The 12,958-nt window shown below is 35.5% G+C and carries 8 protein-coding genes; all 8 read right to left on the reverse strand.

Annotated features, from left to right (window positions below; translation table 11 throughout):
• Positions 1 to 13 precede the first annotated feature (13 nt).
• The 8 genes from V6246_RS06510 to V6246_RS06545 all read right to left on the reverse strand — a co-directional run bounded on the left by V6246_RS06510 (position 14) and on the right by V6246_RS06545 (position 12,929).
• Positions 14 to 1,498, reverse strand: a complete 1,485-nt coding sequence (locus tag V6246_RS06510) for a sulfatase-like hydrolase/transferase (RefSeq protein ID WP_341559682.1) — start codon at positions 1,496 to 1,498, stop codon at positions 14 to 16.
• A 122-nt stretch (positions 1,499 to 1,620) separates the two neighbouring features.
• The gene (locus tag V6246_RS06515; RefSeq protein WP_341559683.1) at positions 1,621 to 2,424 is read right to left on the reverse strand and encodes an SGNH/GDSL hydrolase family protein; all 804 of its coding nucleotides are present in this window, start codon (positions 2,422 to 2,424) and stop codon (positions 1,621 to 1,623) included.
• An 18-nt stretch (positions 2,425 to 2,442) separates the two neighbouring features.
• The gene (locus tag V6246_RS06520) at positions 2,443 to 4,401 is read right to left on the reverse strand and encodes a DUF1565 domain-containing protein (RefSeq protein ID WP_341559684.1); all 1,959 of its coding nucleotides are present in this window, start codon (positions 4,399 to 4,401) and stop codon (positions 2,443 to 2,445) included.
• Between the two features lie 98 nt (positions 4,402 to 4,499).
• Complete coding sequence (locus tag V6246_RS06525; protein WP_341559685.1) at positions 4,500 to 6,089, reverse strand: sulfatase family protein; 1,590 nt, start codon at positions 6,087 to 6,089, stop codon at positions 4,500 to 4,502.
• Between the two features lie 32 nt (positions 6,090 to 6,121).
• Positions 6,122 to 7,915, reverse strand: coding sequence for an arylsulfatase (locus V6246_RS06530; protein ID WP_341559686.1), 1,794 nt, complete (start codon positions 7,913 to 7,915; stop codon positions 6,122 to 6,124).
• A 54-nt stretch (positions 7,916 to 7,969) separates the two neighbouring features.
• Complete coding sequence (locus V6246_RS06535; RefSeq protein WP_341559687.1) at positions 7,970 to 9,805, reverse strand: arylsulfatase; 1,836 nt, start codon at positions 9,803 to 9,805, stop codon at positions 7,970 to 7,972.
• A gap of 179 nt (positions 9,806 to 9,984) precedes the next feature.
• Entirely contained in the window at positions 9,985 to 11,475 is a 1,491-nt protein-coding gene (locus tag V6246_RS06540) for a hypothetical protein (RefSeq protein ID WP_341559688.1), read from the reverse strand.
• 20 nt (positions 11,476 to 11,495) lie between these two features.
• Positions 11,496 to 12,929 (reverse strand): right-handed parallel beta-helix repeat-containing protein, encoded by a 1,434-nt coding sequence (locus tag V6246_RS06545; RefSeq protein ID WP_341559689.1) that lies wholly within the window; start codon positions 12,927 to 12,929, stop codon positions 11,496 to 11,498.
• Positions 12,930 to 12,958: the final 29 nt, after the last annotated feature.

Consider the following 12,958-nt stretch of genomic DNA (forward strand, 5'->3'; position numbering starts at 1 on the left):
ACTTTTATAAATATTATGATTTTTGATTCCAAAGACGGTAAGGATCATCATGAGCAACCATTTGCTCTAGTAATAAAGCTTCCATTTCGGCTAATTTCTCAGCATATTTTGGGTTTTCGGCTAAATCCGTTTCCATTTCACCTGCTTTATTATGCTCAGGTAAATATTCATTTGGATTTTCAGCTAAGTTAAAAAGTTGAGTTTCTCTCACTTTACCATCCATTACATCGTACTTAATTAATTTCCAATCACCTTTTTTAACAGATCTCATACCTGGTTTTGTTCCTCCTGCATAAACACCGTACATCACGTCGCGAACCGTTTCCTTTTCTCCTTTAAAAACAGGTACCATACTTTTACCTTCTACAGTTTCTGGAGCAGTAATTCCTGCTAAATCGCATAAGGTTGGTAATACATCTAAAAGATACATATTCCCTGTTACACGTTTTCCTGAAGGAATTCCAGGGCCTTTAACTATAAATGGCACTCTCGAAGTATGCTCGTATAAGTTTTGTTTTCCTTGTAAACCATGACGACCAATAGCCATACCATGATCGGAAGTATAAATAATGTAGGTATTATCAAGTTCACCCATAGCTTCTAATTTAGCTAAAACTTTCTCTAATTGATTGTCTACATTCTCTGAACAAGCATATTCTCTACCTAATTCATTTCTAATCGTTCTTTCATCTCTATTTTTCCAAACACCACTTACACGTTCCTCATCTCTAAGTTGTGGATGTCCATGAAAAAATGGGTGTGCCGCTAAATAATTATCCTGAAGTTCTGGTTGCTTATCATTTGCAGCAGGTAATGAATTTTGATCTTTATGATTGGTTGCTCCATACTTCTCTAACAATTCCGGCGTACCATTTCGAGTATCATGTGGGTGAGAAAATCCGAAATAGATAAAAAACGGATCTTCTTCTTTCACTGTTTCTCTATCTCCTAAATATTCTAGCACTTGCTTTGCATGCCAAGCACTTCCTGTTTCTTCTGTACCGCCACGTTTTGTTGCATCGTGAACCACAGTAAATTGTTTATTTGCTCCTGGATAAGAGTTTCCTTTTTTACAAGTTCTCATGGTTTTATAACCCGCACGATTAAAAACAGCTCCAATAGTTTGGTCGTCTATCTCGTTTGGATCGGTTTGCTTTTGAAATTCTGCACTTGGTGGTAAATGCCATAACGTTCTTCCAGACATAATCATGTGGCGCGATGGCGTACAAACAGCTCCATTCATAGACCCCATGTGGCGCGCTTGCTCTACAACAACACCTTGGCTAGCTAACTTACTAATGGTTGGCGTTTCTAAAATTGAATTTGGATCGTAGGTTTGCAAATCAAACGGCGATTGATCATCTACCAATACAAATAGAAAATTCGGTCTTTTTGGAGCTTCTGCAACTTCCGCTTTTGTTTCTGCTTTGTCTTTACAACTTGTAAACGCTAGCACTAAAATTCCGGCTAAAAGGGTGTGTTTAAAAAATTTATGCATATTAGTTATTGTTTGGTTTTTTAATTTTTGACATTTCTATTTAAATGATTATTCAGATATATTTTCTTTGTTTTTCAACTTAATGAAAATGAGGTTTATTTAGCTATTAATGTAAATATTTATTACAAAACCTCATCAATAATTCGAGCCACTTCTTCTCCTTGCTTATTAAAACCTAAAGCTTTATAATGCACATTTCCGGGTGCTTGCTCCCAAGCTTCGCGATGTGGTTGGGTAAAAGTGTACAAATCGTTAATTATAATATCCGGATGATTTGCTAAAACTTCTAAAGCTGCTTTATTGTATTTAATACTATCGCCTTTAAAGCGACCTTTTGCATTTTCGGGAACCGGTGTTGTCGTTGCAAAAATTAATTTTGCCTTCGGAAATTTCGTTTTTAGATATTGACAAATACCTTCTAAATTTTCTTTATATGTTTCAATACACGACACTTGCTTACCATCTTTCTTGTTTAGATTTTTTCCTTTTAGGTATTTTAAATCGTGTAAACCCACATTGAAATGAATAACATCCCAATCAAATTTCCAGCCTTGCTCCAATCCTGGTTGAAACATACTTTGCTCCAATTTATCCATATTCGGGATAAACTGATCACTAGATCCTCCATTTTTAAACAAGCGATAAACATTAGCCTTTTCCCTTAAAAGTTTCATCACGGTTGATGAATACGCAATTGAAATAGAGTCGCCATAAATAAACACATTTGGCACTCTTTTTCTAGGATGAATATACACAAATGCATCCGTTTTATAGGCTTTACCTATTTTTCCACACAAGGCATCCCAAGCGAGTTTACAAATGGCTTCGTTTGTTTTTTTGTACGCACTTTTAGCAAAGGCTATTGGAGCTACACCGATACCTAAAGTACCAAAACCTAAAATTTTTATAAATTTTTTACGTTGCATATTTTTAATATTTCAAACTTAATTACTCCAAACTTTAATTCTATTCTCTCCTATTTTTAAATTCTGAAATGGGCCAACCAATGGTTGTTCCGTGGTTCGTTCGTTTCCAAAATAATCTTCATTAATGGTGAGTGCAGAACCATCAGGATTTTCATAAGGTGTTTCCGACTGAAAAGCAGCACCTAAAATAGTGGTATTTACAAACTGTGTTTTAACTTGCCTAAAACTCGCGTCTGCAGTAATATTTAAGTAATAACCATCGTCCTCTTTAGTTAAACGAATAGCTGGATTTAAAGTTTTATTTTCAACAAAATTAGTTTCTATATTCGATGGTTTAGCTTTATTTAAATACAAATTAGCATCTATAAAAACGGGGAACTTCTGCGCATTATAGTTGTTTAAACTACCAGGTGATTTCCATTGATATGAAGCTGAAGGAAAATCGTTGTAAGCATCCAAACCATAATATTGACTCTTCTCTAACGACTCGTTATTGGCCGCAAAAATGTTATTATAAAAACGATCGTCACCAAGTATAACCGTCATCATCCCCAAAACTTCCGTAGAATGCGGAAAATGATAATGGGTAAACCTATTTGTTGCCGTTCTCATGTGTATATTTCCAGCAACTAAATTATTGACAAATGCGGTTCCTTGAGACGCATTAAGAATCCCTCTTTCGGAAAGTAAAATATTGTTATCGATTATCATAGGCCCGTGATTCACTTCTACAAACAAATCTTGATCTTCATTATTAACTAAAAGATTACCCGATACCCGAGCACCTTGTGCTTGCCAATCTAACCAAATACCTCTGTGGTTATGGTGTATGAAATTATTTTTTATAAGAACATCTATAGCTGCATGCAGTTTAATTCCCGCAATTTCCCAACCATCAAACTGTTTTTTTACATTTATATTATAAATATGATTGTTAGATATTTCACTAAAAATACAACCAAGATGACCGATAATTCCGCCTTGCTCACAATCTTTTATGGTATTGTTTCTTATAACATGAGAACCAATTGTTTCCTTAGACCATCCCATTTGTAAAGCTTTAAAAACAACTTCGCGCTCGCGTTGCGTGCCATGCTTCTTTTTATCTCGACGCCATGCGTTTTGGCCAGAACCACGCTCTTTCCCTATCACTATTCCGGCACATTTAGAGTCGGTGATGAGGTTGTTTTCAATAACCCAACCTTTGCTCCAGTTAGGGCCTATTAAACCTTGTTGTTCTGCTGTTGGTGGTGCCCATTGCGTTGCAGCGTGCGCCATTTTAAATCCACGAACGGTGATATAATTAATTCCTGTTTTCTTCGGAAAAAAGACAGTAGGTCTCACATTAATTTCTACTAACTCTTTATTAGGGTTTTCATCTTTAAAATTGGCATATATCGTCGTCGTTTCATTGTTTGTTTCACAATACCATTTGTATTTAGAACCTTCAACATCTATTGCTCTTTTTAAAGGATTTAAAGATGCTACTTTAGTTAAACTATCAATTTCATATAAGGCTTTTCCATTTACATAAACCTCGCCTAAATGATGATCTCTGCCGTAAGTTTTTGTTAACCAATCGCCATAAAGAATTTCTTGATACGGATTAAAATCTCCGAAGAAACTATTATCAATCACGACTTTCCAAACAGAGCCTTTATGCTTTTTCCAAGTACTGATAACTTCAGAACCTTTAATCCAAACATCTTCGTTCTCAGCTGCCTGATAAACAATTCGATTTCTATCATTTCTTCCTCCATAAAAAGGATCTATGCGTTCTCGATAAACACCTTCGTGAACAATAATAACATCACCTGGCTGTGCTAATTTGGCTGCTTTAGAAATGGTTTTAAACGGTGCGCTTTGGCTTCCTTCATTAAAATCGTTTCCTTTTTTTGATACGTGAAAATCTTTTGCTTGAACCATAAAAGAACAAACAAAAAGTAAGATTGTGAAAATGCTGACTTTTGCTCTCATTCTATTTATTTTTTAGAATCAAATTCTATTATTATTTTATAAATAATTTTACAAGCCAACATCACGAACTTCAAATTTAAAAATTCAATTTATGATACCTAATTTAAGCTCATCCAAGTTAATTGCTCCCAATTTTCTGTAACATAAGGTTGAGGTAATCCTTCTGTTGATCGACCTGTTTTTATAATATCGGTGATTTTAGCTGTTAGCCTACTAACCACTTCTGGTTCTTCAAAACATAAATTATTAGTTTCCCCTGGATCGTTTTCTATGTCGTAAAGTTCAAACGGTGCTTCGCCTTCTTTTGGTTCTATAATCACAGGTTTTAAAGAACCACCAGAACCTCTAAGCATATTTAATTTCCATTTCCCTTCGCGAATAGCAAAATGCCCAGTGAATGAATGATGAATTACGGGTCTATCTGCTTTTTGTTTAACAGCGTCATCTTGCATCATTGGCCATAAGCTGTAACTATCTTCTCCTGCATTATCAGGTATTTTAGCTCCAACAATATCAGCAATAGTTGCTAAATAATCGGTTTGACAAACTGGATCGTTTACTTGACTTCCTGCTTTAATAGCATTTGGCCAACGCATTAAAAACGGTACTCGGTGTCCGCCTTCATAAACATCACGTTTTCCTCCTTTAAAATTCATACAACTATAATGTCCGTAAGTATCTCTTTGATAAGCGTAATTAGATTCCGCACCATTATCCGATGAAAAAATAACCAAAGTATTTTCATCTAAACCATTTGCTTTTAAAGCATCAAGTACTTGCCCGATACGATAATCTGTTTCCTCCATAAAATCGCCATAATTTCCGCAATTACTTTTTCCTTGAAAATCAGGATGTGTACAATGTGGTAAATGTGGACTTGTAAGTGGTAGGTATAAAAAGAAAGGTTTTCCAGATTTAGATTCATCTGCAGCATTACCGATATATTCTACGGCTTTATCTGCAAAAGTTTTAAGAACCAATTCGTCATTAAATGAAGGCGCTACCTCAACATAGCCCTTAGCTTGTTCTTCTTGATAAGGAGGCGTCATTCTGTAGGTACGCGGCGTAACATCCAATTTCTTTTTTGTGTAAAGCGTTGGAGGATCAAGCACTCGATCGTTTTCTAAATATGTTAATATACCATAATTCATAGAAGCAGGAATTCCGAAGAAATAATCGAAACCTTTTTCTATTGGACCATCTGTGAAAGGTTTAGACCAATCGCGACCACCCTTTTTGACATCACCTTCAAACTCCATTTGAAGGTGCCATTTACCAATCATGGCTGTACTATAACCTTGCTCACGAAGTAACGAAGCAATCGTCATTCTATCTTTTTCAATTAAACACGGACCATCTGCACGTAAAACGTTTTTCTTTAAACTTGTTCTCCAACTGTAACGCCCTGTTAACAAGCTGTATCTAGAAGGTGTACAAACCGCATCACTACTGTGTCCATCAGTAAAAGTAACACCTTCGTTAGCTAACTTATCCATATTTGGCGTTCTAAATTTCGCCTCAGGGTTAAGTGCACTTACATCTCCATAACCTTGATCGTCGGTGTAAATAATAACAATATTAGGTTTTGTTTCTTGTGTTATTTTTACTGTCTGTGCTTTATTTTGCTGGCCGCAAGAGACCAACAAAACAAGATTCAAACAGGCTACTAATCTTAATACTAATTTCATTTTGATATTTTAAATTCCGCCAAACAGCGTTTTTAATTTATTTTTTCAACATATACATAATATGCAGGGTGTACACGACCTAACTCATCTATAAGTTGTGCTTCCATATCGTATTTTCCCGCTGGAATTTTCCCTCTAAAGGTTACTTCATCTTGATCTGCTTTAATTTCTAAAGTTTTAGAAATATTAGCTACATATAAGAAAGCTTCTTTAAAATCTGATTTTACACCCGCTGGCGATGTTTTATCATATTCAATAGCCTTTTCTTGAGCAGGAAAGGTTGCATTGATAGCTAAGTTGCTTTCTCTTGGAAATCTACGTAAACTGATTTTATAATCGCCATCTTCAACAAATTCGACCTTCCATTTACCACCAGCACGAGTTCCTGTAATAGCACCATTTTGATGCCATGAACCACTATATTTCCCAACAATCATATCGTGAGCTGAAATTCTACTCGGGTTTTCTTTTTGAGACCCCACTTTAATGTAAGCATAACGTTCGTTTACTTTTTCGTCTACAAAAGATTGCCACCAGGTTTCGTAACCTACGCCTAAACGTGCTGCAATTTCTGGGTGCGCAGAAATGATGTTATTTTCTTGACCTAAATCGTTGTTTATATTGTACAGCTCTTTACCGTCAACTAAACGCCAATCTTTGTCCATAACCGTATATTTTTTATACTTGATCAGGTTTTGTTCTCTTTGGGTATCCATGTATAAAATTCGGTTTTCCCAAGTATCATTCTTAGCTTCTAATAAAGGCGTTAAACTTTTACCATCTAGTTTTTTAACTGGATTAAAATCTAAACCTAATAAATCTACAAACGTTGGTAATAAATCGTAATGCGCTACTAACTCATCAATATCTTTACCGCCTGTCAATTTTCCATCTGGCCATCTAATGTAAAGTGGCACACGGTGTCCACCTTCATACTGGCTACCTTTACCACCTTTTAAGCCTGCATTGTAAACACTTCTACCTGCTGCTGTTCCATTATCCGTAGTAAAAATAACGATGGTATTATCGGCGATACCTAAATTGTCTAATTTATCTTCTAACCTTTTAAAATTGTCATCAATATTGGTAATCATTCCATAAAAACGCAAGGTTCTCTCATTGATATCTTTATACTTTTTACCTTGATATAAATCGAAATAATCTTTAGGAAGATTGTAAGGTGAGTGCGGTGCATTGGTAGAAATATAGCAGAAAAAAGGTTTGTCTTTATTGGTTTCAATAAAATCTAAAGCACCATTAAAAAACACATCTGAGCAATATCCTTCGTACTTTTCCATTTTGCTATTATGCCAGTATGTATCATCGAAATAATCGTTACCCCAATAATCAGGACCTTGACCTACGCCTCCGCCACCATGCCGAATAACTTCATGAAAGCCTCTATCTTCAGGACGAAAAGGATAATTATCACCTAAATGCCATTTTCCGAACATCGCATTGGTATATCCATTTTGAGCAAAAATTTGAGGTAAAGTCACTTCATCTTCAAAAAGAATAGAGCGCCCATTAATAGTATGAAACACATTAACACGATTACTATGGCGTCCCGTCATGATTGCTCCACGCGTTGGAGCACATGTTGTAGACACGTGGTAATTTGTAAAACGAACCGCATCGGAATAAAACTTATCTATATTTGGTGTTTTAACAAACTTATTCCCTTCGCAAGCTAAATCGCCTTTTCCTTGATCATCGGTAATTACAATAATGACGTTTGGTTTTTGTTTCGATTGTGCCGAAAGCCCATCAAAACTTGAAAATATTGCAATTAAGACTAAAAATAGTAATGAAATTCTTTTTCTCATTATGGTAAAAGTTAGGTTATTAATTCCTAAAAATAAAAATTTATAAAGTCCAATTTACATTTTTTCGACGAGCGTGTAATATGCGCCTAATTCTTCACCAGAATCTAAAGTAAACCAAGTTTGAAGCTGTGTTTCTCCTGCTTTAAGGTCTACGGTGAATTCTACGAATTGCGCATTTGGATCTACAGCAACAGACTGCTCTTCATCTTGAATTTTAATTCTAGCATTTTTAATAGTTAACGCTTTACTTTTTACACTTTCTCTAACCGTTGTACCTTCTAAAGTTGGACGCACAGGAGCAATTCCGTTTAACGGCAAACCTGTTTCTATTGGCCAACGACGTAATTTTAAATTGTATGTTCCGCTCTCAGCAACCTTTACTAACCAGTAGCCATTGTCGATATAACCTTGTCTGATGTGACGTTGGTGCCATGGACTTGCCGCTGCTGTAGTATGCCAATCGTGACCATGTAACGTTGTTGGATTTTCATTTCGAGTGCCTACAATAATATAAGGTTGATCGCTATAACCTGGAGAGATTTCTTTCCACCAAGCATCATATTCTGCTTTAAAAGCATCCATTTTTTCTGGAAACTGATCAGCAACGTTTGTACGTTGCTCAGGATCTTTGCTTAAATCATAAAGTTCGGTACCATTAACAAGCCTCCAATCGCCTTTCATAAAAGCGGTTCTTCTCCAAGGTTCTGGTACTTCAGTACGTTGTGAATTTGTGATAACCGCACGATCTACAAATGCTTCATTATGACCATCGATTAATGGCTTTAAACTTTTTCCGTCGAATTTTAAATCTTCTTTAACTTCTAAACCACATAAATCCACTAAAGTTGGTGCGATATCGTAATGCGCCGTAAGTTCGTTAATATCTTTTCCGGTAGTAATCCCACCATCTTTCCAGTGAATGAATAGTGGTACGCGGTGTCCACCTTCATACATACTCGCTTTAATACCCCGCATACCAGCGTTGTAACCTTTTCCAATAAAACCATCTAAACGATCGCCTCCTTTTTCAATTTTTGCTCCTGCTGAAGTTCCGTTATCCGTAGAGAAAATCAAAATGGTGTTATCCATTAAATCGATTTCTTTTAAATACTCTACCAATTTCCCAATATTTTCATCAACATTAGAAATTAAACCATAAAAGGCTGCGTTCGGTATGTTTTCATTATTTTCATAAGGATCAGAATATTTCTTTTCTACAAAATATGGCGTGTGCGCTGCGTTGGTAGATAAATAACAGAAGAATGGTTTATTATTCTTTTGATTTTCTGCCATATATTTTTTAGCATTATCGAACCAAATATCAGTACAAAATCCTTCAAACTTCTTTAACTCACCATTGTGCTTGTAGGTGTCATTAAAATAATCATTATCCCAATAATCCAAAGCTTGCTCAACACCACCTCCACTGTGTACTAAAACTTCTTCGAAGCCTTTGTCTTCCGGACGAAATGGGTAATTATCACCTAAGTGCCATTTTCCAAAAATTCCGGTTGCATAACCATTATCTTTAAAAACCTGAGCAATGGTTGTCTCTCTATCTAAAATTAACGAACGCCCATTTACAGTATGCCATACACCAGCTCTGTTAGAGTGATGCCCCGTCATTAAAGCTGCTCTTGTTGGCGCACAAGTTGGAGATACGTGGTATTGTGTAAAACGTGCACTTACATCGTAAAGATTATCGATGTTTGGCGTTTTAATTTCCTTGTTGCCAAGGCGTCCTATATCGCCATAACCCTGATCGTCTACAACAAGTAAAATTACGTTTGGTTTTTCTTTCTTTACTTCAGTCTTTTTTTCTTCCGATTTACAAGACACCATAAATAAGGCGCATAAAATTACAGCAATAAGACCTCTACTTTTTTTCATAAGAATTAATTTATCTGAATAGATGTTTAGTATTTTGAATTGAAATATCCGCGCTTTAGAAAACGGACATTTAAGAGCATAAAAATATCACTTCCGTAGAAATATGGATATAAACTATCATTCAAATACTATAAATTATAGGCTTATATTGAAAAAACTTCGATGTTTAGAGGGGTTAACTACTTTTTTTCTTCGGAAACAGGATAGGTTTTCACAAGATTAGCTGTTCCATAATCGGTTACTTTACCACTACTTTTCACTTGATTTTCTTCGGATAAATGACCTAAAACAACTGGATAATTAGTGCCATTTTTTATTGAAATATTTGTCGCACTATACGTTTTATTTCCAAAATGCTTCTTAAAATTTTCCTCATACCCTTTAGGCACATTTGGATAATCTGTAGTTAAAAACTGAAAGCGAGCAGGATAACCAACCACAATGGGTCTAAGTGTATTATCGATAATTTCTGAAGGATTAGCTGCGGTTAATTTTATATTGTGTCCATGCCCTTTTATAGCAGCAAACACATGGTTTCCGACAGCATATGGAGCAGGTAAAACAGTTAAATCTATATTTTGGTTTGATACTTTATCGAAATGCATGTAAAGTAACGGCCCGTAAGCGGCATTGCCTTTACAATTAATCATTTCTCCACCATTATTTAAAGAATAGCCCTCGACAACACAATCTAAAACCGTACTATTTTTAACAGTTACTTTCCCTTTAGCCATGTACAGTTTAATACCGCCTCGGCATTTTTTAACCACACAATTCTCGACGGTTACAGACCCTGGAATATTGTAAGCGCGAATACCATCTTCCGTTAGGTTAAACATTACATCACGAGGAATAGGAAGTCCTTCCATTTCTCCAATCGGCATTTTGTAATTAAATCGTTTTGGTAAATCGCCATCGTTAGTTTCTGTGTAAGCATTATTACTAGGGCGTACATCGCCTTCAATGTAGGTGTTTTTTATAAGCGTTTTATCGGCGTTTTTCTGCATGTAAATAACATGTCCAAATGCTCTATGTTGAAATTCACAATTATCAACCGTATTCCCCACGCCTGTAATTAACAAAGCGCAACGTTTATCTAACCCAGTAGCATTACCTCTTCCAATACCGTACATATTGCCATAGCCATAAGGAAACGAACCTCTTACGGTTAGCTTTATGCCTTCCACAATATTATTATTTCCAGAAACTCGAATATTTGCACCACCTTTTAAGCCTTTCGCTAAGGTTTTCCGGTTTTGATTGTAGCTCCCAAAATCGGTTACTTTCTCCATACCGTTTTGATAAGTATCTTCGAAATCCCCACCTCTTAAAATATTATTAGATCCTGTAATATCGAAATGCGCATCTTTACATGTTCCGACAGGGAAATTGATATAAACCTCACTCAGTTCAATAATATTGTTTGAACCAGAACATTGAAAACCTCTTGATTCTAATGGTAAATCGGTAATAATATATTTTCCTGGCTTAAGAATAATATGCTGATTACTTTCTTGAACTACTAAACGCAACTCAGATAAACTAGACACTTTAATTTGATTTAACTGAAGTTTACTTTCAATGGCTTTACCTGTGTTTTGAGCGCAACTAAACTGCGCAACGACAAACATAAGTACTACTGCAATATTTATAAACTTAAGCTGTTTCATTTTAAAAGGTATCTTATCTATTATTTTGATTGAATAGTATTATTTGTGCCTAAATCTTCTATAGTTCCAGACGTTCTGCCTTTAACACTTAAGCTTTTATTCGAAAGATATAATGGATAATCGGTAAGATTATTAATTTCAAATTCAGAGCCTTTAAAGTCGTTTTGATGCGGAAAATTTCCATTTAATAAACGAATGTTATTTTTTAAACCACCAACTTTAATTTCCAATCCGTGCTCTACGCCTTCATTACTTCCACGTAAAGTGATATTATGACCACGACCACCTATGTAGGCTACATTTCCAGAACCATTCATGTACGGATTACTCGCAGGAATGATAGTGATATCAGCATTAAAATTCTTGTCATTTTCATAAGTCGATGAATATACTGGGCCGTAACTGCAATCGGCTCTACAATTAACCACATCGCCAGAACCTAAAGAAAATCCGTTTTCACTACCAATAACGGTACAATTTTCGACATATTTTTTACCAGTTGCATGCGCTAAAGTCACACCTGTTCTCATATTTTTAACGGTACAATTTAATATCGTTGGGTTCGATGTCCCGCGCTTAATAAGTTTACCATCGATAATAGTTTCGCCTGCATTATAAGCACGAATACCAGCTTCTCCAGTACTTAGCATATAGCCTTTGGGAAGTTCGTATCCCCAAACCGTCATAAAATCGACTTTGTCGGCAGGAGAGCCTGTACCTTTTTCTAATAACATATCGTTGGTACTACGCATTTCGCCTTCTACATAGCAACCTTCTATTGTTGGGTTACTTGCAGCTTGCATAAACAAACAATGCCCGTAACTTCTATGGATAAACGTCGAGTTTTTTAAATTATTAGATTCTCCACGAATTAAACAAGAACTGTGTTTTTGGTGTCTAATAACGTTTTTACCACCTTTACCAAAGGCATCGCCATAACCATAAGGAAACGATCCTTTAGCGGCTACGTAGAAGCCTTCAACTAGATTCTCTTTTCCATCGATACACACATTTAACGCACCTTTTGTTGGCCCATCATAAACCGATCCGTCATCTATTAATGTTAGATTTTTAAGCACGTTATTATTACCAACAATTTGAATTTCGTTAATTCTAATATTTCCATAAGATTGAAACACTTTTGTATCAACATTTATAGTAACTCCTGAAAAATCGTAAATACTTTTGTTTCCTTCAAAAAGCAACAACACTTTACACTCTTTACCTACAAAAGACGATTTTTGATACAAACCATTTTTCACATCGGCAGCCGTTATGGAGTAAACACCTGGTGTCATTTTTACATGCACTTTATCCTGACTTAAATACGGTATTAATTCACTTAAAGAATTCACCTTAATTTGTGCGTTAGAAGTGATGCTTAGTAGGAAACATATCCCGAAAATAAACATCGCATTTTTAGTTACTGAAATGGTGTTGATAAGTTTATTCATTATTAATCTTATTTTTATTTTAATACTTT

It is taken from the genome of Algibacter sp. TI.3.09, from assembly GCF_038154905.1.
GTDB lineage: Bacteria > Bacteroidota > Bacteroidia > Flavobacteriales > Flavobacteriaceae > Algibacter.